The 15,304-nt window shown below is 55.4% G+C and carries 14 protein-coding genes; 7 read left to right on the top strand and 7 right to left on the bottom strand.

What is annotated here, in order from left to right; all coding sequences use genetic code 11:
• Positions 1-42 precede the first annotated feature (42 nt).
• Positions 43-1,497: a gamma-glutamyltransferase gene (locus SADFL11_RS13990; protein ID WP_008193773.1), complete on the bottom strand. Its 1,455-nt coding sequence runs from the start codon at positions 1,495-1,497 to the stop codon at positions 43-45.
• A gap of 132 nt (positions 1,498-1,629) precedes the next feature.
• Complete coding sequence (locus tag SADFL11_RS13995) at positions 1,630-2,796, bottom strand: acetyl-CoA acetyltransferase (RefSeq protein WP_008195881.1); 1,167 nt, start codon at positions 2,794-2,796, stop codon at positions 1,630-1,632.
• Positions 2,797-3,320: 524 nt separating this feature from the next.
• Between SADFL11_RS13995 and SADFL11_RS14000 the strand changes: the two genes are divergently transcribed.
• The gene (locus tag SADFL11_RS14000) at positions 3,321-4,109 is read left to right on the top strand and encodes a glycosyltransferase family 2 protein (RefSeq protein ID WP_040451492.1); all 789 of its coding nucleotides are present in this window, start codon (positions 3,321-3,323) and stop codon (positions 4,107-4,109) included.
• A gap of 2 nt (positions 4,110-4,111) precedes the next feature.
• Here SADFL11_RS14000 and SADFL11_RS14005 read toward each other — a convergent pair whose 3' ends face one another.
• Positions 4,112-5,302: an HD domain-containing phosphohydrolase gene (locus SADFL11_RS14005; RefSeq protein WP_008197363.1), complete on the bottom strand. Its 1,191-nt coding sequence runs from the start codon at positions 5,300-5,302 to the stop codon at positions 4,112-4,114.
• Between the two features lie 187 nt (positions 5,303-5,489).
• Between SADFL11_RS14005 and SADFL11_RS14010 the strand changes: the two genes are divergently transcribed.
• Together SADFL11_RS14010 and SADFL11_RS14015 are read left to right on the top strand one after the other, a co-directional pair.
• Positions 5,490-6,716, top strand: a complete 1,227-nt coding sequence (locus tag SADFL11_RS14010) for a TIGR03862 family flavoprotein (RefSeq protein ID WP_040451490.1) — start codon at positions 5,490-5,492, stop codon at positions 6,714-6,716.
• Entirely contained in the window at positions 6,713-7,171 is a 459-nt protein-coding gene (locus SADFL11_RS14015) for a YaiI/YqxD family protein (RefSeq protein WP_008190868.1), read from the top strand. The genes SADFL11_RS14010 and SADFL11_RS14015 overlap by 4 nt, the downstream gene beginning before the upstream one ends.
• A gap of 78 nt (positions 7,172-7,249) precedes the next feature.
• On the opposite strand, the gene SADFL11_RS14020 is transcribed toward SADFL11_RS14015, so the two are convergent.
• On the bottom strand, positions 7,250-7,606 hold the full coding sequence (locus SADFL11_RS14020; protein ID WP_040451488.1) for a BA14K family protein: 357 nt from the start codon (positions 7,604-7,606) through the stop codon (positions 7,250-7,252).
• Between the two features lie 418 nt (positions 7,607-8,024).
• Here SADFL11_RS14020 and SADFL11_RS14025 point away from each other — a divergent pair, with 418 nt between their 5' ends.
• Positions 8,025-8,237, top strand: coding sequence for a cold-shock protein (locus tag SADFL11_RS14025; protein ID WP_008196034.1), 213 nt, complete (start codon positions 8,025-8,027; stop codon positions 8,235-8,237).
• A 143-nt stretch (positions 8,238-8,380) separates the two neighbouring features.
• Here SADFL11_RS14025 and choV read toward each other — a convergent pair whose 3' ends face one another.
• The 3 genes from choV to SADFL11_RS14040 form a co-directional block, all read right to left on the bottom strand.
• Complete coding sequence (choV, locus tag SADFL11_RS14030) at positions 8,381-9,424, bottom strand: choline ABC transporter ATP-binding protein (RefSeq protein WP_008193054.1); 1,044 nt, start codon at positions 9,422-9,424, stop codon at positions 8,381-8,383.
• Positions 9,421-10,263, bottom strand: coding sequence for a choline ABC transporter permease subunit (choW, locus tag SADFL11_RS14035; RefSeq protein ID WP_040451484.1), 843 nt, complete (start codon positions 10,261-10,263; stop codon positions 9,421-9,423). The genes choV and choW overlap by 4 nt, the downstream gene beginning before the upstream one ends.
• Positions 10,264-10,339: 76 nt before the next feature.
• On the bottom strand, positions 10,340-11,284 hold the full coding sequence (locus SADFL11_RS14040) for a choline ABC transporter substrate-binding protein (protein ID WP_008194515.1): 945 nt from the start codon (positions 11,282-11,284) through the stop codon (positions 10,340-10,342).
• 198 nt (positions 11,285-11,482) lie between these two features.
• On the opposite strand from SADFL11_RS14040, the gene betI reads away from it, so the two are divergent.
• The 3 genes from betI to betB are packed head-to-tail and all read left to right on the top strand — an operon-like array spanning position 11,483 to position 15,279.
• Complete coding sequence (gene betI / locus SADFL11_RS14045; protein WP_008189458.1) at positions 11,483-12,085, top strand: transcriptional regulator BetI; 603 nt, start codon at positions 11,483-11,485, stop codon at positions 12,083-12,085.
• A 19-nt stretch (positions 12,086-12,104) separates the two neighbouring features.
• The gene (gene betA / locus SADFL11_RS14050) at positions 12,105-13,763 is read left to right on the top strand and encodes a choline dehydrogenase (RefSeq protein WP_008193434.1); all 1,659 of its coding nucleotides are present in this window, start codon (positions 12,105-12,107) and stop codon (positions 13,761-13,763) included.
• A gap of 52 nt (positions 13,764-13,815) precedes the next feature.
• The gene (gene betB / locus SADFL11_RS14055) at positions 13,816-15,279 is read left to right on the top strand and encodes a betaine-aldehyde dehydrogenase (protein ID WP_008193540.1); all 1,464 of its coding nucleotides are present in this window, start codon (positions 13,816-13,818) and stop codon (positions 15,277-15,279) included.
• Positions 15,280-15,304 lie beyond the last annotated feature (25 nt).

Consider the following 15,304-nt stretch of genomic DNA (forward strand, 5'->3'; position numbering starts at 1 on the left):
GGCAGGCAAGCCTTTTCGGCCCTCGGGCGATTGGACAGCTGCTCAGTCCACTATTACTGCGACGCCTTCCCGCCGGCGATCACCAATGCCTTCAAACTCGCCACTACCAGTTTTTTGAACCGCATGCACGCCGCCGAAGAACATGTTCGGCTCCGCCCAAATGCGGTGATCTGAAAACGCGTTGATCAGGTCTGCCAGATGATGCTGTTCCAATCCAGCTTCTACATCCAGGTGACCGTTCTCGACATGAAGACGTGGCATTTGGACAACCTCGGGCAGGGGTACGCCACCAAAACTCAGCCGCGCCACGGCCTGGAAAACTGCCGACCTGATGCGGCTGGAGCCGCCCGAGCCCAGCGCAATCAATCGCCCATCCGACGTCTCCAGCAGAGTAGGGCACATCATGGAGGCTGGGCGGGTATTCACCGGCCAACCAGCGGAACCACCTGGATTTACATCCTCCTCGCCCAGGATATTGTTCAGCATGAAGCCGAACCCGTTGACGATCTCGCCGCTGCCAGTCCCGTTGGAGACCGTGACAGAACACGCATTCCCGTCTGCATCGACAGCCGAAATATGTGTGGTTCCGTTTTGGCGCAGAGGATGTTTCAAGAGTGCGCTGAGATCACCGCGCGCTGAAAGGCGCGCCTCATCTGCAGCGTTCAAAGCGGCTGCCAAGGACACCGGCTTACAGTCGCCGAGATGTTGAAGAGCATACTGAATCAAAGTTCCGCTGGCAGCTGGACGCGGGTTTAAAAACACGCGCGCTTCGCCCACGCTCAAAGAGAGCGGCTCCCGCTCTTCAACCCGGTAAGCCGATAGATCTGCCTCGGAAAGATGGCCGTTTGCCGCTTGTTCTTCCAGCAGCGCCCCGGCTATTTCGCTGTCGCGCCAGCTGGTTTGGCCTAGAACCCGAAACGTCTCGGCAAGCCCGGGATTGACGAAGGTTTCGCCTGCACCTCGCAGCTGACCTACAGGCGCAAACAAGTTCCGGGAAGCTTCTGTTGCCATCAGGATTGGCGCAACAACGGTGGACAGGTACGCTTGGTACCCGGTCAGTTTGAAGCCGGAAGAGGCCGCCTCAATAGCCGGTGCAAAATGATCTTGAAGCGTGAGGCGCGCGCCTCGTTTTGATAGGGCGTCCAGCCCATCCAAAAATCCGGGCGTGGCCACCGTGGCCGGACCAATATGGAAGATCTGTTTGGTCGGTCCGAAATCTGCTTCGATGGTTTGAAATCCATCCTCAGCGTTGCCGCGTTTTTCAAGTGGCGTTTGCGTGAAGAAATCGAGGAGCTGTGTTTTTCCGGTGTTCCCGTCCCGGATCATGGCAAATCCGCCACCACCGGGAGATGCGAGAACCGGTTCGCAAACACAAGCCATGGCCAAGGCGGCTATGGCGGCATCAACGGCATTACCCCCTTCGCGCAGCATCTCTGCACCGGCTTTAGCTGTGAGATTGTGACCGGCGGCAACTGCGCCCGTTTGTGATTTTCCCATGTGATGGTCAAATCATGCGTTCGAAGGCAACGCAAGGGGGCCTTCGGCTAAAGCATGGCTGCAAAATGCCATAGCAGAAACACAACAAGCCGGCGCTTGGCAGGCTTGTTCAGTTCAATTGAGGTGTTTGACTTATTTCATCGACTGAAGGATCGAAACATAGTTGGCGACAGCTGCGCCGCCCATGTTGAAGATCCCGCCAAGTTCCGCGTTTTTTACCTGGATATCGCCCGCCGTCCCGGTCAGCTGCATGGCCGTTAGAACGTGCATGGAAACGCCGGTTGCGCCAATCGGGTGACCTTTGGCCTTCAGACCGCCAGACGGATTGACAGGCAACTTGCCATCCATTTCGGTCCAGCCTTCGAGAACAGCCCGTGAGCCCTCACCCTCTTTGGTCAGTCCCATCGCCTCGTATTCGATCAACTCGGCTATGGTGAAGCAGTCGTGTGTCTCGACAAATGAAAGATCGTCGATGGCAAGGTTCGCATCCCCGAGTGCTTGGCCCCAAGCTTTTGAACAACCTTCAAATTTCAGGATGTCGCGTTTCGACATCGGCAGGAAGTCCTGCACATGCGCCAGACCGCGGAAGGCAACGGCCTTTTGCATACCAAGCGCTGTCGCCGGGTCTGTCAGGACCATGGCCGCAGCGCCATCTGAGACGAGCGAACAGTCGGTGCGCTTCAGCGGACCTGCCACAAACGGGTTTTTCTCGCTCTCATCCCGGCAGAACTCATATCCCAAATCCTTGCGCATCTGCGCATAAGGGTTGCCCACACCGTTCTTGTGGTTCTTGGCAGCAATCTTTGCCAAAGCATCGGACTGATCGCCGTATTTCTGAAAATAGGAATCCGCGATCTTGCCGAAAACTCCCGCAAATCCTGCCGGTGTGTCGCCATCCTCTTTCAAGTAAGACGCCTTTAGCAGGTTCTTGCCGATCTCCGGCCCCGGGGTGGTCGTCATTTGCTCCACACCGACAACGAGTACAAATCGTGCTGCGCCGGACGACACCGCGCGGACGCCCTGATGAACGGCGGCAGACCCGGTCGCACATGCGTTCTCGACCCGAGTTGCCGGAGTGAACCGGAGCGCTGGATTGGCCTGCAGCACAAGCGCGGCGGTAAAATCCTGCGCCGAAAATCCAGCGTTGAAGTGACCGAGAACAATCTCGTCGACATCTTCAGGAGAAATGCCCGCATCGTGAATGGCGTCTGTCGCCGCTTTCACGATCATGCTTTCAACTGTTTCGTCAGAGTGTTTCCCGAAAGGCAGATGCGCCCACCCAACCATCGCAGCAGTCATGACATTTCCTCCAAACCCGAAAGCTCTGCACAGTCCCGTTAGGCAATTCATATTCCAAACTGCACCAATAAGCCGACTGCGCCTTTCAATTTGACCTTACACTCCCAGCTTCGATGTTGCTTTGCAAGAAGAAATTGACCTAAACGTCATTCAAATTATTTTTCATGATTTAATTCAGCTATTTATTGTAAATTCAAAATCCCGATACGGAGAGTTTCAATCTGCTTTACCCGCAGGATGCCAAAGCCGCATCTGTCGGGTCATTTGTTTGTCACAGAGGATGAGTATCTAGGAAGTTGTTTAGAGCAAACGACTGTTTTGGTCCTTTTTTGATTTGATTTTTGGCCCCGACTTGCGGGGCTATTTTTTTGCAGCCACGAATGTAGTGCCCTTACATCTTAAGTATCCAATTGCAGCGTTTTGAAAGAGCATGCCTTGTTGCCTCTTCAAAATCCATTCGGGCACAGCTAAAACAGCGCGCCGGATGTGTTCCGGATTGCAGGCGCAACGACTCCGGATATCCAATGACCCAACGCCTTCCATTGTCAGCATTCATCATCGCAAAAAATGAAGCTGATCGGATCCCGGCTGCAATCAAAAGCGTTGTCGGCTGGGTCGATGAAGTCATCGTGATAGACAGCGGCTCGGAAGATGAGACGGTCGCGGTTGCCGAGTCCCTTGGTGCAAGGGTCGTTTTCAATGAGTGGCCGGGCTATGGCCTACAAAAACGCTTCGGCGAAGACCAATGCCGCAACGATTGGCTCCTCAACTTGGACGCTGATGAGGAAATCACCCCGGCGCTTGCGGCCGAGATCAAAACAAAATTCGATGACCAGAGCTACATGGCTTCAGATGCCTGGCGGATTATGATCCGGGATACGTTTCCGCATGAAACAGAACCAGCGTCTTGGGCCTACGGCTACAACCAAATCCGGCTTTATGACCGCCGTAAGGGACGCTTCTCGGCCTCTACCGTTCACGACACCGTCCGGCCGCAGGAAGGTGCGACCTTAGGCGACCTTAAAGGCATCATGGCCCACCGGTCCGACAGGTCTCTTGAATTCAGCGTCGGCAAATACAACCGCTATTCGGATATGCAGGTTCAGGATATGCTGGACCGAGGCCGGAAAATACCGAAATACCGGCTCTTGACCGAATTTCCGGTCAGCTTCTTCAAAGGTTATTTTGTCCGGAAATACCGCAAATACGGCTGGTGGGGCTTCATTCTGGCAATGAACTATGCGCACGGACGTTTTCTACGTGTCGCCAAAGCCTATGAAGCCGAGCTGTTGAGAAAGACCGGCCGAAAGTAGCTTCAAGCGGTTTCGTTAAGAACCGGTTCGGCTGCTTTGGATCGCCTCACACGAATCGGCTGCCGCACACCAGACGTTTTGTTGAAGTGTTCTAACCGCCGGATCATCGTCGGGGTGAGCAAATGACCGCGGGCCAAAACCAACTCAAAAGATGTTTCAGTCCGCACATCATCCACAAGGACATCCCCGGGCCGCAGTGAACGGATGTAGCAATGCTGGAAGAGAGTTTTCTGTTCCGCAGGCTTTTCTTTCAAAAGGATCTCTTTGGCCAACTCCAAAAGCCGGGGGTCATATTGCCGCCAGTTGATCATCAACGCGTCAAAAGCTGCAGCATCCGGTCCCCCTTCGGGGGATGCATACCACAAGTCGGTGAGCAGCTTCAGGATCCTGGACACCAGCGGGATCTTGTCGCCCTCTGGCCCGTTTTCCGGAAACCCGGAGCCGTCGTAGCCGCAGGCTGATAAATAAAGGTAATCGGCCACACGCTCGAGCTGCGGGATATTTTGCAGAAGATCGCGCGTCTGTTCCGGAGCTTTGGCCAGAATCGACCGTTCCTCATCGCTAAGGTTACGGGCTGCCCGGTACCGGGACAGGATCTCCTTGGGCAACATGGCCTCACCAAGCGGCGACAGCATCACGGCCATTTCCAATTCCCAGGTCTTTTTAAGCCCGATCTCCCTGGCAAGCCGGACTGCCTGCTGGCGAATGATCGGGGTCCGTCGAAACGCTTCCGGGTGGAACACGGACAGCATTTCGATCAGCATCTTGACTGACCCTGATAAGGTGCGTTCGAGCAGAGCGCGTTCTTTTGCCAATTGCCGATGATGCGAGAGACCAGCCTCAAGTGCAGAGATGATTTCAGCTCTCTGACAGGGTTTTTCAAGATACATGAACGCGTGGCCCTCGTTGAGAGCCTTCTTGATGACGTCCTTCGATCCCTCACGTGTGAGCATGATACGGGCCGCTTGCGGCGCCACGACTGCGCATTCACTTAAAAAAGCAACGCCATCGTACTCAGGGATATTATAACAAGAAAAGACAACCGCTGCTGCAGGATGCTTTTTAAGAAACTCAATCGCAGCTTCGGCGTCTGAAAAACAAGAAAGCGCGTGATGCTCTGAGAACAGTTTTGTCATGGCCGATTGCACTGAGACATCGGGATCCACGACGACAATTATCTCTTCTCGTTTCATCACCAAGTGCGCTCTCCTAGTGCCTAAACAAATACCTCGACTCACAAAAGAACCTGTTCGTTCCCGAAAGCATTTCACAAGACAAATAATAAATTCTTGAGATTGAACACCGAATTCAACTTTTACAACTTGAGCCTTCATCAATCGGTTCTGGTTTTTGGAAATACATTCGGATTATAAGGCCCGCATGATAGATGCATTGATCATCGGAGCTGGTCCAGCCGGCCTGTTTGCAGCCGAACACCTGTCTGCCAAGGGGTATGACGTCGTTGTGGTGGACCGGATGCCATCGCCGGCACGGAAATTCCTAATGGCTGGACGCGGCGGACTGAATTTGACCCACAGCGAACCGATTGAAACGTTTGTCAGCCGGTATCGCGAGGCCGAAAACTTTATCAAACCCCTCATCTGCGATTTTCCGCCAAAATACCTGATCGATTGGTGCGAAGGGCTCGGTCAGGAGACCTTTGTTGGGACGAGTGGCCGTGTCTTTCCCAAGTCCATGAAAGCGTCCCCGCTCCTGCGTGCATGGCTTCGGCGTTTGGACGACAGCGGTGTCCGCTTGCTCACCCGCTCTACGTTTCATGGGTTCTCCCAAGATGGCAATGTGTTGATTTCAAGAGACAATGAGGCACCATCACCAATGCCGTCCCGCGCAGTCTTGCTGGCCCTTGGCGGGGCGAGCTGGCCGAAACTTGGGTCTGATGCTGCCTGGGTTCCCGTACTGCGCGACGCCGGGGTTGAGGTGGTTGACTTTCAACCTTCCAATTGCGGATTTGAAGTGTCTTGGAGCGCGTTCATCAAACAACGGTTTGCCGGGCACCCGTTAAAGCGGATCAAGGTCACCAGCGGATCGCACTCGGTTCTAGGTGAAGCTATCCTTTCCGAAAAGGGGCTTGAAGGCGGGGCAATCTATGCCTTGTCTGCCGAGATCAGGACGCAGCTCAACCTATCTGGTACCGCGCCCATTTCGATCGATCTGCGTCCCCAACTCACTCATCAGACGTTGCACGAAAAGCTCGGGCGCCCGCGGGGCAAGCAGTCCATGTCGACATTTCTTAGAAAGACGATCGGCTTGCAACCGCTAGAACAGGCGCTCATCAGGGAAAGTGGCCCCCTCCCGGAAGCCCCCGGAGATTTGGCAACACGGATCAAGACCGTTCCGGTGACCTGTACCGCCACATACGATATCGACCGCGCCATTTCCTCTGCAGGCGGAGTGGCCTTGGCGGAAGTCGATCCACATCTCATGCTGCGCAAAATGCCGGGGGTGTTTGTCTCCGGTGAAATGCTTGATTGGGAAGCCCCAACCGGCGGCTATCTTCTGCAAGCCTGTTTCGCATCTGGACTGGCGGCTGCTAATGGGATCACCGCCAATCTTACCTCAATGTCACCGGAGGTCTCTGGAACATGACTGTCCTTTATGTCGACGCGGACGCCTGCCCCGTCAAGGATGAGACAATCCGGGTCGGAGAGCGCCACAAAGTCAGGATCGTGTTCGTGTCGAACAGCTGGATGCGGCTGCCTGAAGGAGAACTCATTGAAAGGGTCGTGGTTCCCGAAGGACCGGACGAAGCCGACAATTGGATCGCGGACCACTCTGGTCCCGGAGACGTCGTCATCACCGCAGATGTTCCGCTGGCAGCTCGCTGCGTGAAGACTGGGGCGCAGGTCTTATCGCCGAACGGAAAACCGTTTCGCGAGGATGCCATCGGCATGCGGCTTGCCATGCGGGATCTCAACACGCACCTCAGAGAAATCGGCGAGATCCGTGAGGGCGGCCCCAGCTTCACCAAGCAAGACCGGTCCCGATTTCTCAATCAGCTTGAGACCGTTATGCGGGCGGCGAAGAGGCAAACTGGCGCCTGATTATGCGCCTATTATAAGCCCCGCAGATTGGCGAACCAGTCTACGGGGCTGCTGGTGATTGCGCCCAGCATATATCTGTTAACGGCAGAACCGGTAGTTGCCGGAATATGCGAGATAGTAACCGGTTCGCGGATTGAAGGACCGGTATTTGCTGGTACAGTAATTGTACCAGGCATTGGTCCACGGGGCCGGACGATAAGTCACGACCGGTGCCGGGCGATACACACGGCGCGGTGCATAATAATAGGTTGGAGGACCAGCATACCGGGGCTGCGAAAGCGCAGACCCTACAAGTGCGCCAGCTGCGAAACCACCGGCAACCCCGGCGGCGACGCCCCAACCATTACCGGCCTGAGCAGTGTTTGAACCAGCGAAGATCATAGCACCAGCGGCGATCGTCACTGCGGCGGAAGTCGTAACAATAGTCTTGAACATGGTCTTGCTCCTTCAAGCTCCTGAGGCCTTACGCTTCCACCTCAGTTGATGAAGTTACATTAGACCCGGCCGCTTTCTGGCGATGTGACCACAATCACAGCCCTGCGGTTTCCGTTTTACTGATCCAATCGGCCTCCAGATTCCGCGATAAACCGAGCTTATGGTGGTGCCCAAAAGTCCGGTTGAGAATAACTGGCTTCTTTCCCTTGTCGGCGGCTACCGACGCCCTTACATTTGATTTGTCAGCGCAAGTTGCGTTGTACGGGACATGATACTAGACCCGGTGAGACTGCCTTCGGCAGCATCCTTTTGGGCGCTGCTCTGAACTGCCAAGCTTTCCGTTTCTTTTTTGACTTCTCGTTTATCGGCACGGTTCACCAGGAACGGCTGCCTGCACAAACTACGGAAAGGCTTCTCCATGCGCGAGAACGGCACGATCAAATTCTTCAATCACGACCGTGGCTTCGGCTTCATTACCCCGGAAAACGGTGGCAAGGACGTTTTTGTCCATGTTACGGCTTTTGAACAGGCTGGAATTGGAACACCGGTTGAAGGCGCAAAGGTTTCTTTCGTCGCCGAAGATGACCGTCGCGGCCGAGGCAAACAGGCAGCTCAGCTCGAGCTCCTCTAAGGTTTATGAGGTTTCAGGCAGCGATCCCGCGCCGAAACTCAAACATTAAAACGGGGCCAAGCGGCCCCGTTTTTGTTTCCGGATCAGCGGGCGTTCGCCCTAACGCACTATTCGCTAGCGTGGTGAACTGCAGATTCGGGTCACTAGAGCATACACTCAAGCAGCTCGTTTTCACCGATCACCCCGACTACAGCACCGTCACGCTGGACGACGACCGGCTCCGTGCTCTCTTTCTTCAAACGCGCAACCTCACGGATGGTCGTGTCGGCCTTGCAGGTCGGTGCATTGGCCAAAGAACCGGGAATACTTCCCGGCGGCACCATGATGTCGCGCGCCCGGAGAACATTGAGCGGGTTCATGTGGCTTACGAAATCAGCCACATAGGGCGTTGCCGGTTTTTTCACGATCTCCTGCGAAGTGCCGAGCTGGATGACCCGTCCACCCTCCATGATCGCGATGCGAGACCCGATCTTTGCCGCCTCGTCTAGATCGTGGCTGACGAATATGATGGTCCTGTTGAGTTCCTTCTGAAGATCCAGAAGTTCATCCTGCAACTTGTCGCGAATAAGCGGGTCAAGAGCGGAAAACGGCTCGTCCATCAGAAGTAAGGGGGCATCCGTTGCAAACGCCCGGGCCAGACCGACGCGCTGCTGCATGCCGCCCGACAGTTCATGGACATGTTTCTCACCCCACCCGGTTAGACCGACGAGTTTGAGCTGCTCTTTCACTTTCGCGTCGCGGTCTTTTTGAGAAACGCCGGCAAGCTCCAAACCAAATCCGACGTTTTCGGACACGGTACGCCAAGGCAGCAAACCGAACTGCTGAAAGACCATGCCGATCCGGCGGCGCCGCAACTGACGCAGCTCAGCTTCCGAACATGTCTCAGGGTTGATGTAGCGCTCACCATCATGGACCTGCACTTCTCCCCGGATGACGGGGTTCAACCCATTCACCCCGCGCAGGAGAGTCGACTTCCCAGACCCGGACAAACCCATCAGAACGATGACTTCGCCCTCGTAAATGTCAAAGGTTGCTCCGGCAACACCAAGGATCTGACCCGTTTCCTTCTGGATCTCCTGGCGTGTGTTGCCAGCATCGATCAACGGCAAGGCCGATTGCGGATTGTCGCCAAAAACGATGTCGACATCCTTGAAGGAAACAACCGGTGTGTTCTCAGACGCACTCATGATTTGCCTCCCTCTTCCTTACGGAAAAACCGGTCCAGAACGATCGCGATCAGGACGATACACACCCCGACTTCGAAGCCCTGCGCGATGTTCACCGTATTGAGTGCCCGAAGTGTCGGCACGCCAAGTCCATCAGCGCCAACGAGTGCAGCAATCACGACCATAGACAGGGACAGCATGATGGTCTGCGTCAGACCGGCCATGATCTGCGGCAGGGCATAGGGCAGCTCGATTTTCCAGAGCAGCTGCGACTTGGTCGCCCCAAACGCCTCGCCTGCCTCAAGAAGAGCTGTCGGTGTCGAGGAAACGCCCAGCTGCGTCAGCCGGATCGGCGCCGGAATGGCGAAGATCACTGTTGCAATCAACCCCGGTACCATGCCAAGTCCAAACAGGATCAGGGCCGGGATAAGGTACACGAATGTCGGGATCGTCTGCATCAAGTCGAGCACGGGCCGCATGGCTGCAAAAAAGCGCGGGTTGTGCGCGCCATACACGCCGATGGGAATGCCAACCGCCATACAGACCACGGAGGCCGCAATCACCAAGGCGAGTGTTTCTGTGGTTTCTTCCCAATAGCCCTGATTGATGATCAACATCAGGGAAACTGCAATGAACGCCGCCAATGAGATTTTCCGGTGAACCGCATATCCCGCACCTGCAGCAAGTGCCACGATGACCAGCGGGTGCGGAGTTTGCAACAGCCACAAGATGCCGTCGATCAGCGTCTCCAAAAACACAGAGATGCCGTCGAACACCCAATAGGCGTTGTCGGTGAGCCAATCGACCATGGTTCGCGCCCATGGCCCAATCGGCAATTTATAATCTGTCAGCCAGTTCAACCTGACGCTCCACTTTCAAGTGTCAGACAAAGAAAAGGCGCCGGGTCTGGGAGACACGGCGCCTGTTTGTCAGGTGTTAAAGACCAAGGTCGCCTTTGACAGCAGCGAAGGATTCTCCGCCGTCGAATGTGGTGACACCGTCAAGCCACGCTTCGAACGTTGCCGGATGCGCTTTCAGCCATGCCTTGGCTGCTTTCTGCGGATCTTCACCATCGTTCAGGATTGCGCCCATGATCTCGTTCTCCATCGCAAGAGAGAACTCGAGATTGTTGAGCAGCTTGCCGACATTGGCACACTCGCTGGTGTAGCCCGCACGCACGTTGGTATAGACCGTTGCACCACCATAGTTCGGACCAAAGATTTCATCGCCACCTTCGAGGTAAGCCATGTCAAAGTTGGCATTCATCGGGTGCGGTTCCCAGCCCAGGAAGACGATGTCCTTGTCACGCTTTTCAGCGCGGGACACCTGCGCCAGCATGCCTTGTTCAGAAGACTCGACGACTTCAAAACCTTCCAGGCCGAACAGGTTTTCATCGATCATGCCGATGATGAGGCGGTTGCCATCATTGCCCGGCTCGATGCCGTAGATCTTGCCGTCCAGATCGTCCTTAAACTTCGCAATATCCTGGAAGCTCTTCAGGCCCTTGTCGTAGGTGTATTGCGGAACGGCGAGCGTGTACTTGGCTCCTTCAAGGTTGGCGCGGACGGTCTCAACAGAGCCGTCTTCGCGGTATGCCTTGATGTCGCCTTCCATAGTCGGCATCCAGTTGCCGAGGAAAATGTCGATGTCCTTGTTTTTCAAAGACGCGTAGGTCACCGGAACAGACAGGATCTTGATCTCGGTGTCATAGCCCAACGCATCAAGAACAACGGTCGTGGCCGCAGTGGTTGCGGTGATATCGGTCCAACCAACATCAGAGAAGCGAACAGTCTTGCAGCTCTCCGGCTCGGCGGCCAGGGAAGTTCCGGTCATCATCAATCCGAGAGCCAGACCGCTTACAAGTTTGGTTGTGAGTTTCATGTTTGAAGTTCCCCTTTTTAGTTCAGTCTTTGGTCTCAGCCGCTTGAATTTTTCTTCGCGGCTCCGCATTTCTGCCGAGCCATCTCTCTCTTAGCAGCCGTTATGTCCGAAATGGAAACACTCCAGAGAGAAATTTGCAAGTTTTCATTGATTGATTGATCAATTAAAAATAGGAATTAGGAAAATCTGGAGAGCACAATGCCCAAAGTCGGGATGGAAGAAGAGCGGCGCCGGAGCCTTATAAATGCAACCGTTGATGCTATTCATGAGCGCGGTTACAGCGACGTCACGATGGCGCAAATCGCCAAGCGCGCCGGTGTTTCGGGTGGTCTTGTCCATCATTACTTTGGTTCAAAAGATCAATTACTTGCAGCCACAATGCGGCACCTTCTTACCGAGTTGGGGCGTGAAATTCAGGAAGGCCTGAGCAAGGCATCAACGCCAAGGGAACGCATATCGGCAATCATCGCGGGCAACTTTGCCGTGGACCAGTTTCAACCTGCAGTAATTGCTGCATGGTTGGCTTTTTATGTTCAATCACGCACGACAACGAGCAACCGGCGGCTGTTAAAAATCTACGCGGCGCGGCTTGCATCCAACCTGACACACAACTTCAAGGCGTTTGTTCCGCGCGAAGATGCTCTTCGCTTAGCCGAAGGAACCGCCTCCATGATCGACGGCGTCTGGATCCGCCAGGCGCTCAGTGACATCAAGACCGACCGCCAGGCGGCCATCGCCTTGGTCGAAAACTACGTTGAAACACAGATTGCGGCCGTGACCGCACAAAGTCCGTCTCAGTGACGCGGCCCGGAGACTTGTCATGACGAACCAGTTCGACTTCATCATCGTTGGTGCCGGATCGGCCGGGTGCGCCCTCGCTAGCCGCCTGTCTGAAGATCCGCAGAACCGTGTTCTCGTTCTGGAATTTGGTGGAACCGATGCGGGACCCTTCATTCAGATGCCCGCAGCCCTTTCCTATCCAATGAACATGTCCCTTTATGATTGGGGTTTTGAGAGCGAGCCGGAGCCGCACCTGGATGGCCGCCGCCTAGCAACACCGCGTGGCAAAGTGATCGGCGGCTCCTCCTCAATCAATGGAATGGTCTACGTGCGTGGCCATGCCTGCGACTTCGATACCTGGGAGGAAATGGGTGCCGCGGGTTGGGGCTATCGTCATGTCCTTCCCTATTACAAACGGATGGAAACCAGCCACGGCGGCCAAGACGGCTGGCGCGGCACCAATGGCCCGATGCACATCCAGCGCGGCAGCAAATGGAACCCGCTTTTCCGGGCATTCAAAGATGCCGGCGAACAGGCCGGGTATGGCGTGACCGAAGACTACAATGGCGAACGCCAAGAAGGTTTCGCCGATATGGAAATGACGGTCCACAAAGGCCGGCGTTGGTCTGCGGCAAATGCCTATCTGAAGCCCGCTCTGAACCGCGGCAATCTTGATCTGATCAAAGGCGCTTTGGTCCGGAAGGTCATCATTAAAAACGGCCGGGCGACGGGCGTGGAATTTGAAGTCGGGGGCGAAATCCAAATTGCCCATGCAACCCGCGAGGTTGTGCTGTCGGCCTCGGCGATCAACTCGCCCAAAATCCTGATGCAATCCGGCATTGGCCCTGCGGATCACCTTTCTGAACTTGGGATCGATGTGGTTGCAGACCGTCCAGGCGTCGGTTCCAACCTGCAGGACCACTTGGAACTTTACCTCCAACAGGCCTGTACCCAACCAATCACGCTCTATAAACACTGGAACCTGATTTCCAAAGCCGTAATCGGCGCCCAGTGGCTGTTCTTCAAGAATGGCCTTGGCGCGTCCAACCAGTTTGAAAGCTGTGCATTCATCCGGTCCAAGGCGGGTGTAAAGTATCCGGACATCCAATACCATTTCCTGCCGTTTGCCGTCCGGTATGACGGTAAAGCCGCAGCTGAAGGGCACGGCTTCCAGGCACATGTTGGGCCAATGCGATCCAAGTCACGTGGCCGGATCCGTCTGACATCGAATGATCCGCGTTCGAAACCGTCAATTCTCTTCAACTACATGTCTCATGAAGAGGACTGGGAGGACTTCCGCACCTGCATCCGCCTGACCCGCGAAATCTTTGGCCAGGAGGCCTTTGCGCCTTACCGCGGCAAGGAAATCCAGCCGGGTGATCACGTGCAGACAGATAAAGACCTGAACGCCTTCATCAAGGAACACGTCGAAAGCGCCTATCATCCGAGCTGTACCTGTAAGATGGGAGCTAAAGACGATCCGTTGGCCGTCGTGGATCCGGAATGCCGGGTCATTGGCGTAGATGGATTGCGTGTTGCGGACAGCTCCATCTTCCCGCAGATCACCAACGGAAATCTGAACGGGCCATCCCTGATGGTCGGCGAAAAGGCATCTGACCATATCCTTGGCAAGACGCCGCTTTCTGCGTCCAATCAGGAACCCTGGATCAACCCGGCTTGGGAAACCAGCCAGCGCTAACACATTATCCGGCACAGACCGGACCCAAGACACGACAAGCAGGAGCCCCTTCATGCGCGCCCAACCGAAAGCGTCCCATTACATCGGCGGAGCCTACACGGAAAGCCAGAGCGGAACGCCCTTTGACTCCCTTTACCCGGCAACCGGCGAAGTCATCGCACAGATCCATCCTGCAGATGATGCCATCATCGCGGCAGCGATTTCCGCGGCCAAGGAAGGCCAGAAGGTCTGGGCTGCAACGCCTCCGGCGGAACGTGGCCGCGTCCTCCGCAGGGCAGCCGAGATCCTTCGGGAAAAAAACCATGAGCTTTCTGTTCTGGAGACTCTGGACACCGGCAAACCGCTTCAGGAAACCCTGATCGCGGACGCAGCCTCAGGTGCTGACTGCCTCGAGTATTATGGCGGCCTCGCGGCAACGCTCACCGGTGAACATATCGACCTCGGCGGCTCCTTTGCTTACACAAAGCGTGAACCGCTTGGCATTTGCTTCGGGATCGGCGCGTGGAACTACCCGATCCAGATCGCGTGCTGGAAGGCAGCCCCTGCCCTTGTATGCGGCAACGCAATGATCTTCAAGCCATCTGAAGTCACACCGCTCAGCGCTCTTAAGCTCGCTGAAGCGTTGATGGAGGCAGGTCTTCCGGCTGGCGTTTTCAATGTCATTCAAGGGTTTGGGGACATTGGCGCCAAGATGGTGGCCCATCCGGATATTGCAAAGGTCTCGCTGACAGGCTCCGTTCCGACAGGTGCAAAGGTGGCAGCGCTAGCGGGTGAACACCTCAAAAAGACCACACTCGAACTCGGTGGCAAGTCACCGCTGATCATCTTTGACGACGCAGACATCGAGAATGCGATTTCAGCTGCGATAAATGCGAATTTCTATTCTACCGGTCAGATCTGTTCCAACGGAACGCGCGTTTTTGTGCATACCGCAATCAAGGAACAATTCCTGAAACGTCTTGCAGAGCGAACCAGCGATGCTGTCTTGGGCGATCCGCTGGATGAAGCTACCAGCATCGGCCCGCTCGTTTCAAAAGCGCAGCTCGACAAAGTACTATCCTACATGCAAATCGGCCAGGATGAAGGGGCCCGTCTTATCTGCGGTGGCAGCGCGGCCAAAGTCGACAGCCTGCCGGACGGCTTTTTCGTTCAGCCGACCGTCTTTGCCGACGTCAACGACAACATGCGGATTGCACAGGAAGAAATCTTTGGACCGGTGCTCAGCGTTCTCAATTTTGACGATGAAGACGATGTCATTGCCCGTGCCAACGATACCGAATTTGGTCTGGCCGCAGGGGTGTTCACAAAAGACATCCAACGAGCGCACCGGGTGATTGATCAGCTGCAGGCGGGCACATGCTGGATCAATACCTACAATCTGACACCGATCGAAATGCCGTTTGGAGGCTACAAAAAATCCGGCATGGGCCGCGAAAACGGTCACGCGGCGATCGAGTATTACAGCCAGATCAAAAGCGTTTACGTCGAAATGGGTGGTGTCGAAGCCGCTTTCTAATCAGACGTTAATTTCTGCAATAAGT

The organism is Roseibium alexandrii DFL-11 (assembly GCF_000158095.2).
GTDB classification, from domain to species: Bacteria; Pseudomonadota; Alphaproteobacteria; order Rhizobiales; family Stappiaceae; genus Roseibium; species Roseibium alexandrii.

Excerpts from the sequence above, each read along its gene's own strand:
- SADFL11_RS13990 (WP_008193773.1), bottom strand. The coding sequence starts at position 1,497 with ATGGGAAAATCACAAACGGGCGCAGTTGCCGCCGGTCACAATCTCACA.
- SADFL11_RS13995 (WP_008195881.1), bottom strand. The coding sequence starts at position 2,796 with ATGACTGCTGCGATGGTTGGGTGGGCGCATCTGCCTTTCGGGAAACAC.
- SADFL11_RS14000 (WP_040451492.1), top strand. The coding sequence starts at position 3,321 with ATGACCCAACGCCTTCCATTGTCAGCATTCATCATCGCAAAAAATGAA.
- SADFL11_RS14005 (WP_008197363.1), bottom strand. The coding sequence starts at position 5,302 with ATGAAACGAGAAGAGATAATTGTCGTCGTGGATCCCGATGTCTCAGTG.
- SADFL11_RS14010 (WP_040451490.1), top strand. The coding sequence starts at position 5,490 with ATGATAGATGCATTGATCATCGGAGCTGGTCCAGCCGGCCTGTTTGCA.
- SADFL11_RS14015 (WP_008190868.1), top strand. The coding sequence starts at position 6,713 with ATGACTGTCCTTTATGTCGACGCGGACGCCTGCCCCGTCAAGGATGAG.
- SADFL11_RS14020 (WP_040451488.1), bottom strand. The coding sequence starts at position 7,606 with ATGTTCAAGACTATTGTTACGACTTCCGCCGCAGTGACGATCGCCGCT.
- SADFL11_RS14025 (WP_008196034.1), top strand. The coding sequence starts at position 8,025 with ATGCGCGAGAACGGCACGATCAAATTCTTCAATCACGACCGTGGCTTC.
- choV (WP_008193054.1), bottom strand. The coding sequence starts at position 9,424 with ATGAGTGCGTCTGAGAACACACCGGTTGTTTCCTTCAAGGATGTCGAC.
- SADFL11_RS14040 (WP_008194515.1), bottom strand. The coding sequence starts at position 11,284 with ATGAAACTCACAACCAAACTTGTAAGCGGTCTGGCTCTCGGATTGATG.
- betI (WP_008189458.1), top strand. The coding sequence starts at position 11,483 with ATGCCCAAAGTCGGGATGGAAGAAGAGCGGCGCCGGAGCCTTATAAAT.
- betA (WP_008193434.1), top strand. The coding sequence starts at position 12,105 with ATGACGAACCAGTTCGACTTCATCATCGTTGGTGCCGGATCGGCCGGG.
- betB (WP_008193540.1), top strand. The coding sequence starts at position 13,816 with ATGCGCGCCCAACCGAAAGCGTCCCATTACATCGGCGGAGCCTACACG.